Raw genomic sequence first — 24,735 nt, forward strand, 5'->3', positions numbered from 1 at the left:
GCATTATAGCTGATAGATATATCTTCCCGTTCTTCCAAAAGCTCTCGAAAATGTGTGAAATTAGAATCTTTGTAGTTATCAGAACGTCTTAAGTCTAAAATGTTTTGTTTGAAATCAGCATCAAAAGTATGAGAAGGTTTGTTGTTAGAATTCTTGTGAATGAGGGAAGTCACGCCTTCATTGTTCACTCCTTTAATTAAGCGGAATATTTGACGTTCACTCAGATTTAGAGTTTTAGCAGCATCACAAGGTGTAAGATTGCCTTCGATTACATTTGACAATACTCGATATCTGTTAATCTGTTTGTCATTCAATAAGTATTGCACCTCTTTTTTCATAAGATTATTGTGACATAATCAAAAGATAATTATAAGGTGACATTATCAAAAGATAAACACAGTCGAGAAAAGCTATACATGCTTTCAAACCATGCAGTTAGGGTAACAATATAGAGTAAATCCAAAGGAGGTAAAAACATGGCAAAAGGAAAAGACAAATATAGTCACAAATATGATATGAATGAGTTAAAACAAATGACAATCGAGATGATCAACAGAAGAGGTGTCCAGCTGGAGCAGATAGCTGAAATCGTTCTGGACCTTCAAAAAGAATATTATGAGGACCTCACAATTGAGATATGCATGGAAAACATTGATGCTGTACTTAGTAAGAGGGAAATTATTCACGCAATAATGACTGGAATAGCTATTGACGAACTGACTGAACAAAAACTACTGCCTGAGCCACTTCAAAGCATAGTTGCAGCAGATGAAGGATTATATGGAATCGATGAGATACTTCCGCTGTCCATTGTAAATGTTTATGGAACAATCGGTCTTACTAATTTTGGATACCTTGATAAGGAGAAAATCGGTATAATCAAGGAGCTGGATACAAAAAAAGGCGAAGCCTGCCACACATTCCTGGATGATTTAATAGCTGCAATAGCAGCTGCAGCGGCAAGCAGGATTGCACATTCAAGATAGAATAAAAAAAGAAGCGAGGCCTGAGCCTCGCTTTAATTATTATTTCATGTTTCCTTTTTCTTTCTCTTGTGCAAAGAATTCCTTTGTAAGCTTGATAATGGTTCCACTTAGCATAAGAACACCTATTAGGTTTGGAATAGCCATAAGACCGTTCATTGTGTCTGCAAGAGCCCAGATAAACTCCAATCCTCCAATTGCTCCAACTACAACAAATGGAATCCAGATAATTCTGTAAGGTACAATTGCTTTTTCACCGAACAGGTACTCAGCACACCTCTCGCCGTAGTATGACCAGCCAAGAATTGTTGAGAATGCGAACAACATGATACCTATTGATACAATGTATCCACCACCGATGATTGCTTCATCAAATGCTTGAGTTGTAAGTGCTGCACCAGTGGAACCTGAGTTCCAAAGTCCGGATACTAGGATTGCAAGAGCTGTAAGAGTACAGATAACAATTGTATCCATAAATACCTCGAATACTCCCCAAAGTCCCTGTCTTACAGGGTGGTCAGTAGTTGAAGCGGCATGCGCGATTGGAGCACTACCAAGACCTGCCTCATTTGAGAATACTCCACGAGCAACTCCGAACCTAACTGCCATTGCAAGTGTTGAACCTGCAAATCCACCAACAGCAGCTGTACCAGTGAATGCATTTCCAAATATAAGGCCAAATGCTTCAGGGACTTGTGATCCGTTCATAATGATTATAAAGATTGCTCCAAGGATGTAGATTGAAGCCATACCAGGTACAAGCTTTTCAGTTACAGAACCGATTCTCTTGATACCACCAAGAATTACAAGAGCAGTAAGTACTGCAAGTACAAGACCTGTTGCCAATGGGGGAACATTGAATGATTCCTGAAGTGAAGCTGCAACAGAGTTTGACTGAACCATATTACCGATACCAAAGGCTGCAATAGCTCCAAATACTGCAAATACTGTAGCAAGCCATTTCATGTTAAGACCATTTGCTATGTAATACATTGGTCCTCCAACAAAACGTCCATCTTCAGTTTTCTCTCTGAATTTAATTGAAAGAACAACCTCGCCGAATTTTGTTGTCATACCGAAAATTGCCGATACCCACATCCAGAATACTGCTCCTGGTCCACCAAGGGCTATTGCAGTAGCAACACCGGCAATATTACCAGTTCCAACAGTTGCTGCAAGTGCAGTAGCTACCGCCTGGAATGGAGTGATTTCACCTTCACCAGCCTGATCCTTGGAGAAGATTTTCAATAATGTGTTTCTAAGTACATAACCTAGCTTAAGAATAGAAAAGAAATTAGTTCTAATTGTTAAGTAAACTCCTGTACCTACCAGTAGTAAAAGCATAGGTGGTCCCCATACAAAACTATTGATGGTACTGTTAAGACTCATAATAAAATCCATAAATACCTCCTGTTATGATGTTTTCAAGAAACTTCGAACAAAGCAATTGGTGGATTGCCTTAAGCTGTCAGTTAAAACGTTTTCCCCGAACGCAAAAAAAACAACTCAAGAAACATTCTAACAGAAAGAATAATGGAATTCAATATAATTTAGAGAAAATTTAAAATATACAATCAAATGATAAAATAATAACGAAATCAACAGAAAATATGTGTATAATAGTTATCTTATTGACAACCATAATATCTTTAAAGGTTGACATATCAATAGTTTAAGAGAGATTATGGTTGCCTTTTATTCTTAAGATCTGATCAAATTAAATCAATTACATAGTAAAATCAGATTCGTTTTCACACCATAATCCGACTACATTATATTTACCATCTGTTAAATATGATATAATTAGATATATATAATGAAATTAAGAGGTGGAGTATGGCAAAATACTATTATGCAGTAAAAAAAGGATTGAAAACAGGGATTTACCATACCTGGGATGAATGTAAAAAACAGGTTCATGGATTTCCAGGAGCTGTATACAAGAAGTTTGGATCTATTGAAGAAGCTAAAGAATATATATCTGATAAGGATAATGCAGCTGAAATAATAAGCGAAGCAGAAGACAGTTCTGCTGCTGTAGCATATGTGGATGGAAGCTATGACCTTAGCAACGGGACTTATAGCTATGGTGTGGTAATACTCTCAGACAAAGAGAAGTATTGTTTAAGTGGAAGAGAAGAGGATCCTGAGCTTGCAGCAATGAGAAATGTGGCAGGTGAACTAAAAGGTGCCATGGAAGCAATGAACTGGGCTTTGTCAGAAAACAAAAAAACCCTTCACCTTCATTACGATTACACTGGAATCGAAAATTGGGCAAAGGGTAATTGGAAGACCAATAAATGTGGAACTAGGGATTATAAGAAATACTATGATAGCATCAAAGACAGACTGGATGTCAGATTCATAAAAGTGAAGGCACATAGTGGTGACAAGCTCAATGATGAAGCGGACCAGCTGGCTAAAGATGCAATACTCTAGGTAATTTTTTCATAAAGAATGTTATTGGTATCCAATAGTTGGATAGCGTACTCATCTACTCTGTAGTCATTTTTGTAATAGATTTTTTTTATCCCAGCCTGTATAAGAGATTTTGTACAATTCAGACATGGGAAATGCGTGACATAAGCAACGCATTTGTTAACAGGAATTCCTTCCTTAGCACAGTATAAGAGGGCGTTCATTTCTGCGTGTATGGTAGCAATGCAATGACCATCCCTCATCGTGTGACCTACGTCATCGCAATGGGGGTTTCCTGAAACTGATCCGTTGTACCCAGTTGATACTATCCGGTTGCTGTCATTTACTATAACACAACCAACCCATGCCCTGTCACATGTGGAGCGACTCGCTACAAGTTCTGTTATTTCCATAAAGTATTTATTCCAACTCATTCTTCTGGACATATAGTTCCTCCTTGTCAAGTGGATTCAATAGGGTAATTATACCATAAGGTCAGCCGAAGTAGTATGATATAATCTGGGTATATATGATTGGTAGGATACTGATTGAACATCTAATTCTAAGTCGGAGGTGGATGAGAATGTATGGTCTTGTGCTGGAAGGCGGAGGAGCAAAGGGCTCCTATCAAGTGGGGGCCTATAAGGCAATAAATGAATGTGGGCTTGAAATATCAGCAGTTGCAGGAACATCCATCGGAGCTCTTAATGGTGCAATGATCGTTCAGGGTGATTTTGAGGAATGTCTGGAATTATGGGATGACATTAGGTATTCTGACATCATTAGAGACAATGATCAGGAACTGAACAGACTACTTCACTCTAAGCCAGACATACACACAGTGAAGATGGTTGCAGATAAACTGAGGGGCGTAATATCAAACAAAGGATTTGACATAGCACCCTTTAGAAATATGATTGCCAGGTATACTCGTGAAGACGAAATAAGAAATTCACCAATAGAATTTGGTATTGCAACATATAATCTTACAGACAGGATTCCAATGGAATTATTCAAGGAAGACATTCCCTGCGGAGAGATGAAGGATTATCTATTGGCATCATCATATATGCCATTTTTCAAAATTGAGAAAATCGGCGGAAAGACTCTGTTGGATGGTTGGTTTCACGATAATCTTCCCTACCATATGCTTTTGAGAAAAGGCTACACCAATCTTATTATTGTGAGAACCCATCAGATGAATCCAGGAGAGCTGGAAGACATAAAAGACTTGGATCCAATAATAGTCTACCCAAAGGAAGATCTTGGGAGAGCCTTTGATTTGGACAGTTCAAAAATAAAGAGAAACATGAAAATGGGATACTGCGATGCTCTAAAAGAAATTAGAGATTTGAAGGGGAGAAGATACTATGTAAGGCCTGAAGGTGAGAAATTCTATTTTCAATATCTTGAAAGTATTGGCAATGATAAAATTGAGGAGCTTTGCAAATTGCTCCACATTGATTCAAAGCCTGGACTTAGCATACTGTTTGGGCACATCATTCCCAGGTTGGGATCAATGATGGATATAGAGGAAGGTTACGATTATGAGACATTCATTATATACATTATTGAGTATATTCTCGAAGCAGGAGAAGTTGAGAGATTTGAGGTCTATAGCTTTGAGGAGTTGACAAGAATGCTCAATCAGAATAATGGTAGGTTTCGTAAAAGAGAGTATAGCAGGTATGATAATATAATGAATCGATTTGGAAATCTGGTACCTTTTAACAGAGACGAAATTCTTCTTGAGGCAGCGAGAATAATATTTATGGATTGAATTTGGAGGAAGAGGAATTGATAATAGAAAGATTGACAGATAAATTAAAAAACAGAATACCAAAGCCATTGGATGCAGTAGGTAAATTTTCAGTCTTGATCCCTTTGGTCAACATTGATGGAGAATGGCATGTAATCTATGAATTAAGAGCAAGGCACATGAAAACCCAGCCAGGAGAAGTGTCTTTTCCTGGAGGAAAGGTAGAAAAAGGAGAAAGCTTCAAGACAACGGCAATAAGAGAAACCGTTGAAGAGCTGGGAGTCACTCCTGAAGATATCGAGATTCTTGGAGAGCTCGATTTTCTTGTATCCTATGCAAACTTCACAATTCATTGTTTTTTAGGGGTACTTAAGGTGGAAGACCTGGATAAGCTAGAAATCAATCCTGAAGAAGTGGATCACATTTTTACTGTGCCAGTAGGATTTATTCTGGATACAGAGCCCCTTTCCTATGAGCTTTTATTGAAAACAGAGGATGCGGAGGACTTTCCATATGAGCTTATACCAAGAGGAAGGGAGTATAATTTTCGCGAAGGGAAGCATCAGGTGCTTTTTTACCAATACGGGGATCACATTGTTTGGGGTCTGACAGCACGGTTGACAAAGCATCTTGCTGAAATAATAAGAGAATGTTAATGTATCATGTAATAAAAAAGACTGAGAAATCTATTCCAGTGGAATACTTTAGTCAGTCTTTTTATCTGGTTTTTAATTCAAATTCTTAATTGAATGAAAAACCAGTATTGCTGTTATCAGCGAAGCTGTAAAGTCAGCCAAAGGACCTGCCATCCAGACTCCTCGTAGGCCCAATAGGGGGGGAAGTATAAGTAGGGCTGGAATAAGTACCAAAACCTGTCTTGAAAGACTTAGAAGCATAGCCTGTTTAGGCTTGCCAGTTGCTTGAAAATAGGAAGTGCTGACAATCTGGAATCCTACAATCGGGAACATAAAAAGAAGAGTCTTTATCCCTGGAACTGCTATTGGAAGCAATCCTGACTGAGCTCCCTCGCTACCTGTAAACAGTAGAATTATTGCTTCAGGGAAAAATTGAACGATTAAAAACCCACTTGTAGTAATTGCAGTAGCCATCAACGAGGCATAGAGTAGCGTTTTTTTAACCCGATCGTATTGTCGGGCACCGAAATTATATCCCATAATGGGTTGAGAACCCTGGTTTATTCCAAAAACCGGCATTAGAACCATCATTGCAACGGAATTGATTACGCCCATACTGGATGTGGCAAGGTCGCCACCGTGAATCTGAAGATTAGTATTGTAAAGAGCAGTTACCATACTCGCAGCAATTTGCATGCTGAAAGGAGCAAAACCATTCCCAAAAATCTTTTTTACATATTCCAGTTTAAGCTTCAAGTATTCCTTTTTAAGATCTAGAATGCTGCTTCCGGTAAAGAAGTACCTTAGAACCCACATTGCTGAGATAAACTGAGAAATTATTGTTGCAATAGCAGCTCCTTGTACACCCATCTTGAATACAAAAATAAACAGCGGGTCAAGTATCATATTGAGAATTGCTCCGATCAGCATCGTCATCATGGCAATTTTAGGGTTACCCTCACCTCTTATAAAGTTGTTCATACCAAAGCCAATCGCCTGGAATGGTGCTCCGAGAAGTATGACCCTCATGTAGTCCATTGAGTAACCGATATTGGAATCGCTTGCACCAAAAGCCCTTAAAAGAGGTTCAAGAAACAGGTTTCCCAATATTCCAAGGGATACACCGATAATAATCAAGAGCATAAGAGAATTGCTGGCAATTTTGTCAGCTTCATCCTTGTTATTTTCACCAAGTCTGATTGATACCAGTGTATTTCCACCAATTCCTACCAGCATGGAGAAAGCCATAAGGATAAGCATCATAGGCATGCCTAAGTAAACACCACCGATTGCAATGCTGTTGACACCACGTCCGATAAATATGCGGTCAACAATATTGTAAAGGGCATTGACCATCATTCCAACAATAGCAGGAATTGAAAATTTTAGCAGAAGACTACCTACAGGCTCATTGCCAAGTCTTAGAGCCCGTTGGCTGTTGGTTTTATTTTTATCCATAGTATCACCTTTGTTTTTTTAAATACTGAAAATGGCTGCCAAGCTTTTGTCCAGTGTTATTATCATTAGATAATTATACTATACTAAGTGTATTATACCAATAAGAATCACTTTCTTTTGACTTTTATTCAAGTACTTGGTAAATTAAAAGTAATAGTGAGAAAATTGAATATAATCTATGATTTTCCCAGGGAGGATTTCCATGGCAAATAAAGACAGAGATTTTATAAAAAGATCAAATGATAGAAGTAAATCTTATGGCATAGATCCCAATCAAAAAAAAAGCAAACATATCCTATCACAGAAAGAACTCAACAGCATAATTACCAACAATCATACACTGATTTCTGTATCGGAACCTTTTATAAATCAGTTATATTCCTTTGTAAAGGATTCAGAATTTCTGGTTATACTCACAGATAGAGAGGGACGCATACTTAATATAACAGGAAATGAAGATATGCTGCAAAAAGCACATGACACATGGCTGGTGCCAGGTGCATCGATGAATGAAGAGGATGCTGGAACCAACGGCATGGGTACGTCAATAAGAGAAGGATATCCACTTCAGGTTACTGGTAAAGAACACGTATTGAAGATTCTACAGAACTGGACATGCTCAGGGGCACCCATAAGAGATCATGAAGGAAAGATCATCGGATGCATTGATTTGACAGGTAGTATGGAGCTTGTTAATTCACATACGCTTGGGATGGTTGCTGCAGCGGCTTCAGCAATAGAATACATGATAAGAAATACACATTGTTCAAGCCTACATGAAAAAATGGAGAGATATCTGGATACAATAATTAATTCTCTGCCATCTGGTATTTTCACTGTTGATATGGATGGGAAAGTAGTGCTGGCAAATGACTATACATATAAGATTTTAGGATATTCAAGTGAAGCGTTTAGTACAGTAAAGGGAGAAGAGCTTTTCCCCGACTGGGAAAGGATTGTAGGTAGAATCAAGAAAGGTGAGAGTATATATCAGGAAGATGTGTACATAAATCTAGATACAAATAAAAATGAAGTAAATCTGAGTGCGTATCCAGTAAATGGAGAAGGAGACATGCCTTATGAAATTGTATTTGTAGTCAAGGATGTAAAGAAGATGAGAAAACTAGCCAACAAGGTTACAGGCTCTCGTGCGGTTTATACATTTGACAAGGTTATTGGAGAGGATCATGAATTCATAAGAATTATTGATTTTGCTAAAAAAGTTGCAGACTCCAAATCCACAGTTTTGCTTTTGGGAGAAAGTGGAACAGGAAAGGAAATTTTTGCTCAGTCAATACAAAATCATAGCGACAGAAAAAATGAACCGTTTGTAGCGTTAAACTGTGGAGCAATTCCCAAGAATCTTATAGAGTCAGAGCTTTTTGGCTATGTAGGTGGAGCTTTTACTGGTGCCAATATAGAAGGACAGCCAGGAAAATTTGAAATTGCAGATGGGGGGACTCTTTTTCTGGATGAAATTGGAGAAATGCCATATGAGCTGCAAACAAGACTTCTACGTGTAATCGAGGAGGGAAATGTTAGAAGAGTGGGAGGTTCATTAGAAATTCCCGTTGATGTAAGAATCATAGCAGCGACCAATAAAAACCTCAGGGAAGAAGTGGACAAAGGTAATTTTAGAAAAGATCTATACTACAGATTAAACGTACTCCCATTAAGACTACCACCTTTGAGAGAAAGACCTGGGGACATTCCTCTTCTATTTGATTTCTTTATGAAAAGAAAAGCAAAAAGCCTCAGTAAAAAACCAGTGGAAGTTCCAGATTACTATATGGATATGCTCAAGAATCACAATTGGCCAGGCAACATAAGAGAACTTGAGAATCTGGTTGAACTGATCATTAATACCGAGTCTTTTCCTACACAGGGTTTTGATAAGGATATTGACTCTGTACCGGCAATGAAGGTAGTAAGTGACCGGACTCTTGAAGATATTGAAGCAGACCATATCAAGAGGATTTTAAAAAAATATGATGGAAATATAACTTTGGTATCAAAAAAATTAGGCATTGGTAGAAATACTTTGTATAGAAAAATTGAAAAGTACGATATCGGTGTATAATTATGGAGCAGTGCTCTAAAATGGAACGCGGTAATTTGCTATAATATGTTCCACAATGGAGCAAATAAAAATCAGGTGTGACAACAAATAAAACTGAATTGTTAGAATAGTTCAAATTCAGCCAATGATGCCAACTTTTTCGGTCGAGAAAAACTTGGCATCATTTTTGCAATGTATATATAGTGGAAGAAAGTGAAAAAAAAGAAGGGGGAATACATATGTTTGGTTACACAGGAAAGATTCTTAGAGTAAATCTTACAGATGGAACATTTAAAACCGAGCCATTGGATCACGAAATGGCAAAGAAATTCATCGGCGGTAGAGGTTTGGGAACAAAGATGATGATGGATGAGGTAGATCCTAAGGTTGATCCATTAAGTCCTGAGAACAAATTGTTTGTAGTAACAGGACCTATGACTGGAAATCCGGTTGCAACAGGTGGTAGATACATGGTTGTAACAAAATCTCCATTATCAAATACAATAGCATCATCAAATTCAGGAGGAAAATGGGGAGCTGAGTTAAAGTTTGCTGGATGGGATATAATAGCTTTTGAAGGAAAATCTGCCGAGCCAGTATATCTAAGTATTGAAGACGACAAGGTAGAGCTGCTTTCAGCTGCCGATATTTGGGGAACAACTGTTTCAAGCACAACCAAAAAACTTGGAGAAAAGCATGTAGATGGAGCCAAGGTTCTTGCAATTGGACCTGGTGGAGAAAACCTTTCTCATATAGCAGCAATAATGAACGACGAAGACAGAGCTGCGGGAAGATCCGGAGTTGGAGCTGTTATGGGTTCAAAGAATCTTAAGGCGATTGTAGTAAAAGGTTCAGGAAAACCAGATGTGCCAGATCAGGACAGAATTAAAGAGCTTAACAAGACTCAACTCGCAAAGATAAAGGAGAATGGAGTAACAGGTGAAGGGCTACCAACATATGGTACTGCAGTACTTGTAAATATTCTAAATGAGCTGGGAAGCTTACCGACAAACAATTTCCTGGAAGCTCAGTTTGATAAAGCAGATGAAACCAGTGGAGAAACACTGGCTGACAAGTATCTTACAAAAAGAACTGCTTGCTACAGATGCCCAATCGGTTGCGGAAGATATGTAAAGGTAGGAGATTGGGAAGGCGGAGGACCTGAGTACGAAACACTTTGGTCATTCGGTGCTGACTGCGGAATAAGTGATATGGAATCAATCATTATGGCTAATCACTGGTGTAATGAAATGGGAATAGACACAATATCAGCAGGAGCAACAATTGCAGCGGCAATTGAATTGCATCAGAAAGGTTATATAAAAGATGATGAGCTTGATGGACTTAAGCTTGAGTTTGGAAATGGCACTGACATTACTGAATGGGTTAAGAGAATGGGATATGCTCAGGGACTTGGTGCAAAGATGGCTGAAGGCTCCTACAGACTTGCTGATGGTTATGGAGTGCCAGAATTCTCAATGACAGTTAAAAAACTTGAAATGCCAGCATACGACCCAAGAGGTATAATGGGAATCGGTCTTAACTATGCAACAAGCAACAGAGGAGGATGTCACGTAAGAGGATATACAATATCTCCTGAGGTTTTAGGACTTCCCGAGCAATTGGATAGATTCGAAACAAGTAGCAAGCCTACCTGGGTAAAAATATTCCAGGACCTTACAGCTTCCATTGATTCATTGGGAGTATGTCTGTTCACTTCATTTGCACTTGGAGCGGATGACTATGCTGATATGTACAATGTAATTGCCGGAACTGATCTTACAGGTAATGACATTCTTGCAATAGGCGATAGAATTTACAATATCGAGAAGCAGTTTAACCTTCTTGCCGGAGTAACTTCTGCTGAGGACACTCTTCCTAAGAGATTACTTGAAGATCCTATTCCTGAAGGACCAAGTAAAGGTTGGGTAAACAAGCTTGATGAAATGCTTGGAGAATACTATAAGGAAAGAGGCTGGGGTGAGGATGGAATACCTACCGAAGCTAAATTGAAGGAACTGGGACTGTAATGATTAAAATCGAAGTCAGATATTTTGCCACACTCAGAATTGATGATAAGAAGAAAGAGACTCTGGAGGTCCAGGAAGATACAAGTGTGGAAACACTTCTTGACCAGATAGGGGTAAACCTTGAGGATGTTGCAATCCTATTGGTAAATGGAATAAGAACACCTCCCGAGAATAAATTGAAGGATGGGGATATATTATCCCTTTTCCCTCCTGTTGGAGGGGGTTAAGAGGAAGCCTGAAAGGGCTTCTTTCTTTTTAACTTTTTTTTGGAACTTTTAGGAATATCACCAGTTTATTGATATAATAAATAAAAGGGCCTAGGAGGGAGACAATTGACTGGAAAATATATTCTTGCACTGGATCAGGGAACCACAAGCTCCAGAGCAATACTCTTTGACAAGAGCGGAAAAATCTGTGGTATTGCACAAAAGGAATTCAAACAATACTATCCAAAAGAAGCGTGGGTTGAACATGATCCAATGGAAATTTGGGGAACTCAATCAGGAGTGATCAGAGAAGTGATGGATAGTGCATCTGTAACTGCAGATGATATTGTTGCGATCGGAATTACAAATCAAAGAGAAACTACAATTGTATGGGACAAGAATACTGGAAGACCAATCTACAATGCCATAGTATGGCAGTGTAGAAGAACAGCAGATTACTGTGAAGAACTAAAAGATAGAGGTTTGTCTGAATATGTAAAAATAAATACTGGACTCTTAATAGATGCCTATTTCTCTGGCACAAAGCTTCAGTGGATTCTCCATAATGTAGAGGGAGCAAGAGAAAAGGCACTTAACGGAGATTTGTTGTTTGGAACTGTTGACACATGGCTTTTGTGGAATCTTACAGGTGGTAGGGTCCACAGAACTGACTATTCAAATGCATCAAGAACGATGCTTTACAATATTCGAAACCTTCATTGGGATAAAAAGTTATTGGACGAAATGGATATTCCGGAAGCTATGCTACCTGAAGTAATGGATTCCTCCGGGATATTCGGATATACGTATGAAAAAAGCTTTGGCGCAAGGATTCCAATTGGAGGAATTGCTGGAGACCAGCAAGCAGCCTTATTCGGGCATACATGCTTCGAAAAGGGAATGGTCAAGAATACCTATGGTACAGGGTGCTTTATGCTTATGAATACAGGCCAGGAGCCCATAGAGTCAACAAGCGGACTTATAACGACCATAGCATGGGGCTTGGACGGTAAGGTGACCTATGCCCTTGAGGGGAGTATATTTGTAGCAGGAGCCGTGGTTCAGTGGCTGAGAGACGGGCTTAAACTTATCAGGACGGCGGCGGAATCCGAAGATTTTGCAACGAGGGTAGACAGCACAGATGGAGTTTTTCTTGTGCCTGCATTTGTTGGTATAGGAGCGCCTCATTGGGATATGTATGCAAGGGGTACTATTGTTGGAATAACAAGAAATACTACTGCTGAACACATAGTAAGAGCGGCCTTGGAGTCTATTGCCTACGAGACCAGGGATGTTTTGGAGGCCATGGAGAAAGATTCCGGGATATCACTTAAGACCTTGAGGGTTGATGGAGGAGCTGTGGAAAATAATTTCCTTATGCAATTCCAGGCAGATATACTGAACTTAGATGTCGAGCGACCAGTAACAAGAGAGACCACTGCTCTTGGAGCAGCATATCTTGCAGGTCTGGCAGTAGGTTTCTGGACCAATAAAGATGAGATTGTCAGAAACTGGGATCTTGACAGAAAATATACACCTGCCATGGACGAGTTGGATCGAACTGATTTGTACAGACAGTGGAAGAGGGCAGTAGGAAGATCCCTGTACTGGAAAGGAGAAGAATAATGCTAAGCATAGATGGAATAATTCTAGCTGCTGGCTTCTCCAGGAGGATGGGAAGGGATAAACTACTGCTACCGGTTGGAGAAGACCTTGTGGTGGAGAGAGTTATTAAAACAGCTCTTAACTCAAAGCTTTCAAGGCTAATCCTAGTATACAGAAAAACGAGTGTCGCTGAAATCGGCAAAAAGCATGGAATCAGGACAATCAAGAACAACAAGGCCAGGCTTGGACAGGGCGAAAGTGTTAAATGCGGCGTGGAAAAAGCAACTGGGGATGGATATCTTTTTATTGCTGGAGACCAGCCATTTGTATCCTGTAATCTGATTAATGAAATGATAAATGATTTTACAGCTTCAGGAAAAGGGATTATTGTTCCTACCCTGGATGGAGAGATTCATATGCCAATACTGTTTTCAAGCAAATATAGAAATGATCTATTAAAAGTACAAGGCGAAAATGGTGGCTTTGAAATAATAAGCAACAATCAAAATGATATTCATTGGTACCATGTAAATAGTCCCAGAGACGTAACAGATATTGATACAGAAAGTCAGTACAGGGAATTAATTGCCAGGAAGGATAGCGAATGTGATGGAATACAGGATTGAAACCAATAACAACAAAAGATATATATATCTGCCAGAACTTGAGACAATGGGGCTTAAACATTGCTTTACCACAAAGGACATGGATGTGGGGACGAGTACAAACCCTGACAAGGTATCTCTTCAGGGTTTTATAAATGAAGCATATCAGTTTATGGGTAGAAAACCTGAAATTCTTTATAATGGGTATCAGGCTCATACTTCAAATATTGAAATAATTCGTTTTCTCGATCAGGGGAAAGAGGGCCCATATGGAAGATTTATACCAAACACTGATGGGCTTCTTACTGATTTGAATGACGTAGCCCTACTTACGCGGTTTGCAGATTGTGTGCCTATTATATTATTTGATAAAGAGAAGAGAATTCAGGGAAATATTCATTCAGGATGGAAAGGAACACTTGAAAGAATAGTTGAAAAAGGAATCCTCGGACTCCTAAAGGAGTATGGATCTTCTGAAGAAGATATTTTAGCGGTAATTGGTCCTGCCATAGGTAGGGATGACTTTCAGGTTAGAGAGGATGTTGGAAGCTTATTCCTGGAGGAATTCAATGACTGGAAGGAACTAGTAAGAAAAGTATCGGAAGAAAAATTCCTTGTGGATCTTCAGGAGATAAACCGAAGAATGCTACTTAAAATGGGAATAGATGAAAAAAACATAACAGTCATTGACATATCAACATATGAAAGGGATGATCTTTGCCATTCATATAGACGAGATAAAGAAGATTTTGGTTTAATGGGACTTTTTACAATTCTAGAGGGTTAAGGACAGAAGAAGAGCTTCCCTGATTTGGGAAGCTCTTCTTCTGTTGTTTGAACCTATCTATGTAATTGGGTCTTTCGGCTTTGAGTCTTGTAAATACAAAGAGGGGTAAGATTTACCAAAGAATCTCAAAAAGACCATGAAACCGCTAGTTTGATAAAATAATAACAAAACGTATCAAAAAATTTAGATTTATAAATCTTTATAAGACTATTATAAATCAACAAAATAGTAATTGCAAGGATAAAGAGGGAATATTGATAAAAAAATATCTAACAATATAGTAAAATTGTTCAAAAATACGTAATAAATTTTGTTCTTGGCACCATATACAAGCCACCTGTTTAATGGTATACTGTGCTAAATAAATAAGAAAAAGGAGGAGTTGTATGAGTTTATTGATGGCATTTTCAACAGTTCTTATCGTTCTGGCTCTTGGAGACGTAATATCAGCAAAGACTAAGGCATTCGTACCATCGGTTTTCGTTGCGGCATTTTTATTTTTATTTGGATTCTGGACATTCTTTCCAGAAGACATCGTTGCACTAGCTGGATTCCAGATGCCAGTAGTATTATTGTCAATGTACCTTTTAATAACACACATGGGTACAATGATGTCAGTAAGGGAATTGGCAGGACAGTGGAGAACCATTCTTATTGCACTTATAGGTATAGTTGGTATTATGTCTCTTACTATGACAGTTGGTGTTGCTTTGTTTGGTAGAGAGACAGCAATAATAGCTACACCACCACTTACAGGAGGTATCGTAGCGGCTATAGTAATGAGTGACGCAGCAACAGCATTGGGGAGAGACAATCTTGCAATACTTGCCATAATTACATACGTAATGCAGGGATTTGTGGGATATCCTTTGACTTCCGTAATGCTTAAGAAGGAAGGAACCAGACTGGTTAATGGATTTAGAAGTGGTGAGATCAAGCACGTTAAGGAAGAGGTAGTAGTAGATAAGCCTGTCAAGAAAAAGCTTATTCCACCTTTGCCAAAGGACTACCAGACAACCTATGTAACTCTTGCAAGACTTGGTCTTGTAGCATGGGCAGCAGTAGCATTCTCAGGATTTATCGCACCGGTTATAAACATATCAGCATTTGTAATTTGTCTGTTGTTTGGAGTTATTGCTCAGGAGATTGGTTTTGTAGAGCAAAAACCTCTTAATACATCGGGTTCATTCGGATTCCTAATTACTGTCCTTATGGCTTATGTATTTGCTGGACTTGCAAGAGCGACCCCTGCAATGCTGATGGAGATAGTAGTCCCTTTAATGGGAATAATTGTTCTTGGTGTTTCAGGTATGGCCATTCTTTCCATGGTACTTGGTAAAAAACTTGGCTACACCAAGGAAATGGCGTTTGCAGTTGCATTGACTGCTCTTTACGGGTTCCCGCCAAACTATATTCTTACTGAGGAAGCCTCAAAGGCCCTTGGTGAGACACAGGAAGAAAGAGAGTTCCTAATGGACGAAATGCTTCCAAAAATGTTGGTTGGAGGCTTTACAACAGTTACAATTGTATCTGTAATAATAGCGGGAGTATTTGTAAACTTGATTTAATGAAAAGCGCCTTGAAAGGCGCTTTTCCTACAATTTAGAATAGAAGATACGAAAGAGGTGAAAATGGATGCAAAAGGTTAAATGCTCTTGGAGAGATAACATGACATTTTTAGGCAAGGATGAACTTGGTCATGAATTGTTGATGGATCTTGGTGAAGAGGCAGGAGGAGATAATGCAGGATTCAGACCAATGCCATTGCTGCTGGTTGGCCTTGGAGGTTGTATGGGAGTTGATGTAAAGATAATACTGGATAAGATGAAGGTTTCTTTTACAGAAATGGACCTTGAAATCGAGGCTGATATGGATGAAAGTACTATCCCGAGGATATATGATGAAATAAGAATTTTATTTAAGTTCAGTGGAGAAGACTTGGAAATGAAGAACCTTGAGAAGGCAATCAAGCTTGCCGAGGAAAAGTACTGCAATGTGAGTGCAATTCTAGGCAAGACGTGCAGGTTGGTGTACAAGGCAGAGATTCTTTAGGAGGATGATTTATGTTTACCAAAGTTGAAAGAATCAAAAAAGATATTGAGGAGCTTGCTAAGTTCAATAGCAGTAATGAAGGTGGACTGACAAGATTTTCATTGACTGAGGAAGACAAGCTGGCAAGAGACTATCTCAAGGCACAGTTAAGTAAGCTTAATGTTAAAGTATATGAAGACAATGCTGGGACTCTTTTTGCAAGAAGAGAGGGAACAGATCCAGATGCTCCAGTTATAATGATTGGATCACATTTTGACTCAGTAAAAAACGGTGGTAATTTTGATGGCCCAGCAGGTGTTGTCATGGCGCTCGAAATCTTTAGAGCACTTGAAGAAAACAATATTGAAACTAAATATCCAATAGAGTTTGTCGCAATGATTGAAGAAGAAGGTGGAAGATTTGGGTCAGGAGTATTTGGCAGTCGTGCAATGGCAGGACTTGTTGACTACGATCAACTGGAGAGAAACAAGGACAAAGATGGCATTTCAATGGCTCAGGCCTTTAGGGACTTCGGCTTTGAACCTGAGAAAATATCTGAAACCAAAAGAAACAGAGAAGACGTAAAAGCCTTTATCGAGCTACACATAGAACAAGGACCAATTCTTGAGAACGAAGGCAAGGATGTTGGAATAGTAGATTTTATCGTTGGCATAAATGAATTCAAGGTAGAAGTCAACGGAAGACCGGATCATGCTGGAACCACTCCAATGGATATGAGAGCTGATCCACTGTCAGTTGCATCAAAGGTAGTAGCCAATGTGGACTCATATCCTGGACCAGAAAAAAATGGAACAGTGGCAACGGTTGGAGTGCTTGAAGTGAAACCGGGTGCTGCGAATATTGTACCTGCTCAAGTTGTTTTTACGGTTGATATTAGATCAAAGGACGAAAGCAGCATAAAAAATGTCAAGAAAAAAATACTGGATGAACTTTATAGACATACAAAAGACACGGACGTGACCTATACTGTAACTGAAATGCTTGATGTGAAGCCTGTTAAGATGAATGAGGAAATGGTAAGTCTTTTCAAGGAATCAGGAGAAGAAAAAGGTATATCCTATAGAAACATGATAAGTGGAGCAGGACATGATGCCATGGTAATGGCTGCCGTAACAGAGGTTGGGTTGATATTTGTTCCAAGCAAGGATGGCAGAAGCCATTGCAAGGAAGAGTGGACCGATTATGATAAGCTCCAGAAAGGCATTGAGTTGATTTACGATACCATATTGAAATTAGGGGAGGCAAAATGATGAGAGTAAGAGAATTGGTAGAGAAGTATAAGGATTATTCAATTTCAATGAGAAGAGAATTTCATATGAATCCCGAGCCCAGTATGAAGGAATATAGCACTCAAAAAAGAGTAATGGAAGAACTCGAAAAAATGGGAATTCCTGCTGAAAAAAGTGGAGGAACTGGTGTTGTTGGAATAATCAAGGGAAAAGGTGAAGGAAAGACAATAGCCCTTAGAGCCGACATGGATGCTCTTGAGGTACTTGAGGGTAATGAGGTGGAGTACAAGTCCAAGGTTGAAGGTGTAATGCATGCATGTGGTCATGATGCCCATACGGCGGGACTCCTGACTGCTGCAAAAGTCCTGAATGACATGAAGGACGAATTCGACGGAACAGTGAAGCTTCTTTTCCAACCAGGCGAAGAGGTAGCACAGGGAGCCTTGGCCATGATAAAAGATGGAGCTATGGAAGGTGTAGATGGTATTTTTGGAATCCATATCTGGAATGATGTGGAGACAGGCAAAATATCAGTTGAAGAAGGACCAAGAATGGCTTCAGCGGCCATGTTTAAGATATTCGTCGAAGGAAAAGGCGGACATGGTTCAATGCCACATCAAACGGTTGACGCTGCAATTGTTACATCCGCAATTGTCATGAACCTGCAGTCAATAGCAAGTAGAGAAATAAACCCTCTTGATCCGTCAGTTGTAAGTGTAGGAATGATAAAATGTGGATCCAGATGGAATGTAATTTCCGGAGATGCCTATATGGAAGGAACAACAAGGTGCTTTTCAATGGAGGTAAACAACGCATTTGAAGGCATTATAAGGAGAGTAGTTGAAAACACTGCAGAGGCCTACAGAGCCAAAGCTAGAGTTGAATACACGCAGATGACTATCCCAACTATAAATGATCCAATGATGTCAGCACTGGCGGCAGAAACCGTTAAAAAGCTTAGAGGCGAGGAAGCCCTGGTTAAGTTTGAGAAAACAACAGGTGGGGAGGATTTTGCATTCTTCTCTGAGTATGCACCTTCAGCCTTTGCATTTGTTGGCTCAAAGAATGAGGAAAAGCACGAATACCATCCACATCATCATCCAAAGTTTAACATCGATGAAGATGCACTTGGTAGAGCTGCAGAATTGTACTCACAATTTGCACTGGATTTCTTAAGCAAGTAATTAAAATAACCACAAGACTTTTAATCAAGATCCAAAAGATGACTTCTGCATTGAAAAGGGGTCATCTTTTTTAATGTTCGCCCGGAATGGGTGTAATATAACGGGGAACCTTATCCTTTATATATTCGTTTAGTCGTGTATAATATTAGTATGTTGTGAAAAGATTGAAAAAGAATTGAAACTTAACTACTATTCTTAAATTAAAATATGGGGAGTTATTTTAGGAGGTGAAGTTGTGCGAATTTTGATTGCTGAAGATGAAAAGGACCTCTTGGAATTATTACAGGATAATCTTTCAAGAGAAGGGCATGATGTTTTTATAGCGGAAAATGGCAAAGTCGCATGGGAGATCTTTGAGCACGAAAAAATTGAACTGTGCATATTGGATGTTATGATGCCCGAAATGGATGGCCTGAAATTAGTACAGAAGATCCGAGAAAAGAGTGAAACTCCAGTCATCTTTTTAACAGCAAGAGGTGATGAAACAGACAAGGTGTTGGGACTTTCTTTAGGTGGTGATGATTATCTGGTGAAGCCTTTTAGCATGGCTGAACTCAAAGCAAGGGTACAAGTGCAGGCACGACATATACAAAAGCGAGGAATGGAAGTTGATGATTCGAATCCAAGTTTGACTGTACTTTCCTATGGCAAACTTAATCTGCATTTAGATGAAGCTGTTTGTTATAAGAATGATCAAACCATAATTCTTTCAGCCAAGGAGTTTTTACTGCTAAAACTCTTTATGGAAAATGTGGGGCGGGTTTTCACCAAAAAGCAGATCTACAATGCGGTATGGCAGGAGGAATATCTATATGATGATAATACAGTTATGGTACATCTGAGCCGCCTGCGCAGTAAAATAGAAGATGATCCGAAAAACCCCATTTACTTAATTACAATAAGAGGAATTGGATATAAGTTCTCTGTTTATCCACCAGTAAAAGCAGGTGAAGTTAATGCGCAGAAATAAACTCAAAGAAGATGTTAGTATTTCGAATCAATTAACCAAAAGTTATCTCATGATGTATCCCCTTTTCATAGTGTCTTACTTCTTTGTACTGCTAGTTGGTACCTGGGTAAGCAGTGGTTGGCTACAAGGTTCAAACATTGAGCCACAGTACACAGCATCAGAGCTTATTCGTTCAAATATCCAAGAAATTGACATCTCTGGTGTGACTAACTCTGATGGCGGTGTGGCGGTAATCTTTGAAGATGGTATTGTTCAGGAGCTTGGCGGGCACAAGCTATTTGAAAAGACAACTATATCTATGTCTGAATGGACAGACTTTTTAACGAGGATTGAAAGCCCTGATGGAGAGTATGTTTACAGTGTTACCTACAACGAACAAGAGAAATTTTGGCTGGTGGTTGGCTTTCCTGTTTCTATCCGAGTACGACTTTCAGTTGCTACTAATGCTCAGTCTTCGGAATACACAAAAGCATTGATTTTGTATATTACCATGATCCTTTCTTTGCTTTTGTTGGTGTTTTTGGGTGCATGGATTTATGCAAGACATTCTGCAAAGTCTTTTATCGCACCACTACGAAAGTTATGTAGCATGGTGAAGCGAATCACTCGTGGCGAGTATGAATTAGGAGAGAACGAGGGCTTAAATGGCGAATTTTTATGGCTTAAAAATGATATTCATAAGTTGTCAGCTGAACTGAATCAAGAAAAAATCCTACGTGAAAAAGCGGAAAATGAAAAAAAACAAACTTTGATGGACATTTCTCACGATTTGCGAAATCCCATTGCCTCCATTATGGGTTATGCGGAAACACTTAGTACATCAGTGGAGATGAATGATGAAAAATACAATCGCTATGTAAATGTGATTCTTAGGAACAGCATACGTGCAAACGACTTGATGAATGACCTCTTCACATACTCAAAACTTGATCATGCAAACTTTAAACCAACGCTTGTGCAGAGCGATATAACCGAATTTATACGAGAGCAGGCCTCGCAGTTTTTATCCGAGTTTGAGATGGCAGGAATAGATACAGAGTTTAATATTCAAGAAACAGAAATAATGATATCATTTGATGAAAAACTGCTGCATAGAGCCTTCGCTAATCTGTTTACCAATTGCATACAGCATAATCCAGCAGGAACAAAATTTACTCTTAGCCTTACCGAGGACAAAGATACTGTTAAAGTTATTATAGCAGATGATGGAATAGGTATGGAGGAATCAATTTCTGAAAACATATTCGAGCCATTTGTTCGCTCCGATAAATCAAGAAACTCAAAGACAGGCGGAAGTGGACTTGGACTTGCAATTGCTTCAAAGATAATTATGCTGCATGGTGGCACCATAGAACTTGATACTGCCCTTGGAGAGGGCGTGAAGTTTATTATAATGCTTAATAAGAATTTATAAATATGAGTGTAGAGAACGGTACTTCCATTTCGGGAGTGCTGTTTTTGCATTTAAGGTTAATGTAAGGTTTAGTTAAGCTTCATGTTAGAGAAGGGAGATATAGTAATAAATAGAAAGATAACAACACAAAAAAAGAGGAGGATACAAAATGAACATGTCTATTATATTCATCATTTTATTGATTGCTGCTACAGCTGCTTTACTCACTAGTATAATACTTAGTGTTTCGCTGCTGATTAAGAAAAGAAAGGAAAAAGCTATCGCTAAAACGATATCAAGATTAAAAGGATCTGGTGTTGTTTTATTCGGCTTAATGGTTATTATGGTAGGAATATCATTGTTTAGTCAATTCACATCAAAAACTCCACCTATTTTGAATGAGCAAGGCGATGTTCTGGAAGGTAGTATTGCAGAACTGACAAAGATCGAGTTGAACGAAAGAAAAGAATGGATTAGCATCCGAGGAGAGAACAAACAGAATCCAGTCCTGTTATTTTTGGCAGGTGGCCCTGGTGGTACACAGATGGCGGCAGTTCGACATGATCTTGCAGAGCTTGAAAAACATTTTGTGGTGGTGAATTGGGACCAGCCAGGCTCTGGGAAATCATATTATGCAGCTGCTAAAAACAGTTTAGATGTGCAGGATTATATAGATGATGGACTCGCACTAACTGAATATTTATGTGAGCGTTTCAAACAAGAGAAAATTTATGTAGCCGGGGAATCTTGGGGAAGTGCCCTTGGTGTTTTCTTGGCGTCAGAGACACCCGATCGTTATCATGCTGTGATAGGAACAGGACAAATGGTAGACTTCCTAAAAACAGAGCTGTTGGATTACGATAAGGCGATGGAGATTGCAAATGAAAAAAAAGATTTTGATAAAATCAAGAAGCTTACAGAAAACGGTAAACCACCCTACTATGGTTCAGATGTTACATGGAATAGTGCTGAGTATCTAAACTATCTATCAGCTGAGATGAGTAATAATCCCGAAATTCAAAATAATGGTTACAATACGTTTCGTGATATTTTCTCACCTGAATATGGAATTATTGACAAGGTTAACTACTTTCGGGGTATCTTGATGACCTTTAATCATGTTTATCCCCAGCTTTATGATATTGATTTACGAATAGACTACAATAAGCTTGAGGTGCCAATCTACTTTTTTCTCGGAAGGCATGACATCAATGCCCCACTCTCATTAGTGGAAGATTATGTAAATATATTAGATGCACCACATAAGGAAATTGTCTGGTTTGAGAATTCGGGGCATAACCCTTGGATAAATGAGAGTGATAGATTCGTTGAGGAGTTGCTCATAGTAAAAGATAGGGATAATTAACAAATAATTATTCTTGGTATCAATAATAGTTGAATCAAAAGATAAAGGTCGCAATGCGATTTGCAGAAGAGATTATCAAATAAAAACCCCCATATTGAGTAGGTTTTATTAGTCTACTCGATATGGGCATCGTATTTATGTCTTTTGGGTTTTTACATGTCACTGAGAATTTCAGTGTAGAGATCCGTTATTTCCAAAGCCAGCTGGATGCGAAGTCTTGTTTGGTAATCATCAAGATCAGCATCCATAAGCTCTTTAAGTCTATTCAATCTATAAGTCAGTGTATTTCCATGAATATGGAGGTCTTTCTTGGTCTTGGTCCAGTTTCCCCCGTTGTAGATATAGGTTTTCAATGTTTTGAACAATTCAATCTTGGAAGAATGAGAGTACTCCAGTACAGGCGAAAGAACATTTCTTGAAAAATTGACAAGATCATGTTTATCGTTTTTAAGAAGAATCTTTTTCACTTGATAGTCTTCGTAGAAGTGGCACCCACACATTGAATTTTCAGGTATTATATCAAATAATTTGTAAGTTCTTTCATAGATATTGCTGAACTCATCATAACTTGAGATTTTTTCACTTACAATGGATACGCAACTTGAATGAATTCGGGCTCTCGATTCCAATATCTCAGTAATTTTAACAAGGTTCTCATGAAAACTTTTCATGGTATCCCTGTCAAAGCTTTCACTGTCGTCGACAAGGACAATAATAAGGTTTCTTTTCTGTATTGACAGACTCTTTGCAAAGGTTTTAAGTGCAAGGGCATTTACTTCCTGGTAGAAGTAACGGAAATACTTATAAGCGGGATTCTCACTTTTCTGATAAAGGAGATTAATTAGAATCATCCTTTGGGGTTGGCTAAAGTCTATACGATACCTTTGATTGAACTTGTTTTCCAAGTCCATTGAATTACCTTTTAAAAGATTATCAAAGTAGTCTCCCCTTATGGACTGTTCAAGGTTGGTCATGTCATAATCCTTTAGGATTTCAAGAGCAACCACATTGGAACACTTCTCAACAACAATTCTATCCAGTTCGGAGAGATGATTTTCCTCCATAAGTATTCCGATCCAACCGAAAACATCTCCAGAGACAAATATGGGGTATAATAAAATCCAAAGCCCGAGTTCTTTATTGTAATGAACAGTATCCCCTTCAGAGTTCATGTAATTCAGGATTGCTGGTTTTATATCTTCAAGTTCTTCTCTTTTATCGTAATGATTCCCTGCATAAGAAACAATGGAATAAAAAAGGTCTATAATGAAAACATCTGTCTGTAGCAGCTCTGAAACTTCATCGATTATGTCATCGGACGTATTCCTGTTCAGTATCATCTCCGTAAATTTATTATGAAGGAAAGTGGAGTATTGGTATTTGTTTTTTTCCATTTCCACAAGCTGACTATATTCCTTGAGTGCATCTTGGGCTTCAATCTCACGAGAATATTTCTCAGCATTCTTTATCGCTATTGTAGCCTGAACTGAAATAAGCTCCGCGAGGTAAACATCATCCTTGGTAAATGGTTCCCGCCCAATGTAATTGTCAAGCACCAAAACTCCGATACACTCTCCATCATGAATTAAAGGGCAGCTTATTGCACTTAATAGAGTATCCATCGGTCTGATAATTCTATTGTGCAACATCTCTTTAGTCTCTCCTGACATGGAAGACATGGCTTCGTGAACTTCTTCAGTAGATTCCAGATGAAGTGTTTTCATTTGCATGAAAGTAATTCCAGTAATTGATTCTCCTGGCTTCAAAGATACATTCATATCATTGAAGCCAAAAGAATACTTGGATTTCAATAGGTTATCAGATTTATCATATAGGAAAATAATGCCTATGTCTGCGCTTTTTATCAAGCGAAGGGTGGCGTTCATAAGCTCCTTCAATATGAAGTCCAGATCCCTTGAAGCATTCAGCAACTTGGTTGCCTCAAGTATGTTCTGCAGTTCCTTGATTCTTTGTGAGGAATCCGTCATAATAAATC

Annotated in this window: 22 protein-coding genes; 17 read left to right on the forward strand and 5 right to left on the reverse strand. The window is 38.7% G+C overall.

Annotated features, from left to right (window positions below; all coding sequences use genetic code 11):
* The coding region (locus ACOEN1_RS05910; RefSeq protein ID WP_422485593.1) for a helix-turn-helix domain-containing protein at positions 1-338 on the reverse strand (338 nt) is incomplete at its 3' end.
* A gap of 138 nt (positions 339-476) precedes the next feature.
* Here ACOEN1_RS05910 and ACOEN1_RS05915 point away from each other — a divergent pair.
* Positions 477-986, forward strand: coding sequence for a phosphatidylglycerophosphatase A (locus ACOEN1_RS05915; RefSeq protein WP_422485594.1), 510 nt, complete (start codon positions 477-479; stop codon positions 984-986).
* 39 nt (positions 987-1,025) lie between these two features.
* Here ACOEN1_RS05915 and ACOEN1_RS05920 read toward each other — a convergent pair whose 3' ends face one another.
* Complete coding sequence (locus ACOEN1_RS05920; RefSeq protein ID WP_422485595.1) at positions 1,026-2,384, reverse strand: alanine/glycine:cation symporter family protein; 1,359 nt, start codon at positions 2,382-2,384, stop codon at positions 1,026-1,028.
* A 435-nt stretch (positions 2,385-2,819) separates the two neighbouring features.
* Between ACOEN1_RS05920 and ACOEN1_RS05925 the strand changes: the two genes are divergently transcribed.
* Positions 2,820-3,422, forward strand: coding sequence for a viroplasmin family protein (locus tag ACOEN1_RS05925; RefSeq protein WP_422485596.1), 603 nt, complete (start codon positions 2,820-2,822; stop codon positions 3,420-3,422).
* On the opposite strand, the gene ACOEN1_RS05930 is transcribed toward ACOEN1_RS05925, so the two are convergent.
* Entirely contained in the window at positions 3,419-3,847 is a 429-nt protein-coding gene (locus ACOEN1_RS05930; protein WP_422485597.1) for a deoxycytidylate deaminase, read from the reverse strand. The genes ACOEN1_RS05925 and ACOEN1_RS05930 overlap by 4 nt on opposite strands.
* A gap of 137 nt (positions 3,848-3,984) precedes the next feature.
* Between ACOEN1_RS05930 and ACOEN1_RS05935 the strand changes: the two genes are divergently transcribed.
* Together ACOEN1_RS05935 and ACOEN1_RS05940 are read left to right on the forward strand one after the other, a co-directional pair.
* Entirely contained in the window at positions 3,985-5,181 is a 1,197-nt protein-coding gene (locus ACOEN1_RS05935; RefSeq protein ID WP_422485598.1) for a patatin-like phospholipase family protein, read from the forward strand.
* A gap of 17 nt (positions 5,182-5,198) precedes the next feature.
* A complete protein-coding gene (locus ACOEN1_RS05940) occupies positions 5,199-5,816 on the forward strand; it encodes an NUDIX hydrolase (protein ID WP_422485600.1) in 618 nt (205 codons plus the stop codon).
* A 72-nt stretch (positions 5,817-5,888) separates the two neighbouring features.
* On the opposite strand, the gene ACOEN1_RS05945 is transcribed toward ACOEN1_RS05940, so the two are convergent.
* Positions 5,889-7,253 (reverse strand): MATE family efflux transporter, encoded by a 1,365-nt coding sequence (locus tag ACOEN1_RS05945; RefSeq protein WP_422485601.1) that lies wholly within the window; start codon positions 7,251-7,253, stop codon positions 5,889-5,891.
* A 202-nt stretch (positions 7,254-7,455) separates the two neighbouring features.
* On the opposite strand from ACOEN1_RS05945, the gene ACOEN1_RS05950 reads away from it, so the two are divergent.
* From ACOEN1_RS05950 to ACOEN1_RS06010, 13 genes are all read left to right on the forward strand, one after another.
* The gene (locus ACOEN1_RS05950; protein ID WP_422485603.1) at positions 7,456-9,333 is read left to right on the forward strand and encodes a sigma-54-dependent Fis family transcriptional regulator; all 1,878 of its coding nucleotides are present in this window, start codon (positions 7,456-7,458) and stop codon (positions 9,331-9,333) included.
* Between the two features lie 218 nt (positions 9,334-9,551).
* Positions 9,552-11,342, forward strand: coding sequence for an aldehyde ferredoxin oxidoreductase family protein (locus ACOEN1_RS05955; RefSeq protein ID WP_422485604.1), 1,791 nt, complete (start codon positions 9,552-9,554; stop codon positions 11,340-11,342).
* A complete protein-coding gene (locus ACOEN1_RS05960) occupies positions 11,342-11,569 on the forward strand; it encodes a MoaD/ThiS family protein (protein WP_422485605.1) in 228 nt (75 codons plus the stop codon). The genes ACOEN1_RS05955 and ACOEN1_RS05960 overlap by 1 nt, the downstream gene beginning before the upstream one ends.
* Before the next feature lie 105 nt (positions 11,570-11,674).
* On the forward strand, positions 11,675-13,174 hold the full coding sequence (gene glpK, locus ACOEN1_RS05965; protein ID WP_422485606.1) for a glycerol kinase GlpK: 1,500 nt from the start codon (positions 11,675-11,677) through the stop codon (positions 13,172-13,174).
* On the forward strand, positions 13,174-13,779 hold the full coding sequence (locus ACOEN1_RS05970) for a nucleotidyltransferase family protein (protein ID WP_422485608.1): 606 nt from the start codon (positions 13,174-13,176) through the stop codon (positions 13,777-13,779). Before glpK ends, ACOEN1_RS05970 begins: the two co-directional genes overlap by 1 nt.
* Complete coding sequence (locus tag ACOEN1_RS05975; protein WP_422485610.1) at positions 13,763-14,545, forward strand: polyphenol oxidase family protein; 783 nt, start codon at positions 13,763-13,765, stop codon at positions 14,543-14,545. The genes ACOEN1_RS05970 and ACOEN1_RS05975 overlap by 17 nt, the downstream gene beginning before the upstream one ends.
* 386 nt (positions 14,546-14,931) lie before the next feature.
* The gene (locus ACOEN1_RS05980) at positions 14,932-16,113 is read left to right on the forward strand and encodes a hypothetical protein (protein WP_422485612.1); all 1,182 of its coding nucleotides are present in this window, start codon (positions 14,932-14,934) and stop codon (positions 16,111-16,113) included.
* 100 nt (positions 16,114-16,213) lie between these two features.
* Entirely contained in the window at positions 16,214-16,597 is a 384-nt protein-coding gene (locus tag ACOEN1_RS05985; RefSeq protein WP_422485614.1) for an OsmC family protein, read from the forward strand.
* An 11-nt stretch (positions 16,598-16,608) separates the two neighbouring features.
* Positions 16,609-17,847, forward strand: coding sequence for a M20 family metallo-hydrolase (locus ACOEN1_RS05990; protein WP_422485616.1), 1,239 nt, complete (start codon positions 16,609-16,611; stop codon positions 17,845-17,847).
* On the forward strand, positions 17,847-19,010 hold the full coding sequence (locus ACOEN1_RS05995; protein WP_422485618.1) for a M20 family metallopeptidase: 1,164 nt from the start codon (positions 17,847-17,849) through the stop codon (positions 19,008-19,010). Before ACOEN1_RS05990 ends, ACOEN1_RS05995 begins: the two co-directional genes overlap by 1 nt.
* A 235-nt stretch (positions 19,011-19,245) precedes the next feature.
* On the forward strand, positions 19,246-19,980 hold the full coding sequence (locus ACOEN1_RS06000; protein WP_422485620.1) for a response regulator transcription factor: 735 nt from the start codon (positions 19,246-19,248) through the stop codon (positions 19,978-19,980).
* Positions 19,967-21,394: a sensor histidine kinase gene (locus ACOEN1_RS06005; RefSeq protein ID WP_422485621.1), complete on the forward strand. Its 1,428-nt coding sequence runs from the start codon at positions 19,967-19,969 to the stop codon at positions 21,392-21,394. Before ACOEN1_RS06000 ends, ACOEN1_RS06005 begins: the two co-directional genes overlap by 14 nt.
* Before the next feature lie 148 nt (positions 21,395-21,542).
* Complete coding sequence (locus tag ACOEN1_RS06010; RefSeq protein ID WP_422485623.1) at positions 21,543-22,739, forward strand: alpha/beta fold hydrolase; 1,197 nt, start codon at positions 21,543-21,545, stop codon at positions 22,737-22,739.
* Between the two features lie 152 nt (positions 22,740-22,891).
* On the opposite strand, the gene ACOEN1_RS06015 is transcribed toward ACOEN1_RS06010, so the two are convergent.
* The gene (locus ACOEN1_RS06015) at positions 22,892-24,727 is read right to left on the reverse strand and encodes a helix-turn-helix domain-containing protein (protein WP_422485625.1); all 1,836 of its coding nucleotides are present in this window, start codon (positions 24,725-24,727) and stop codon (positions 22,892-22,894) included.
* Between the last annotated feature and the right edge of the window lie 8 nt (positions 24,728-24,735).

It is taken from the genome of Gudongella sp. DL1XJH-153 (assembly GCF_049310905.1).
Lineage (GTDB): Bacteria > Bacillota > Clostridia > Tissierellales > Tissierellaceae > Gudongella.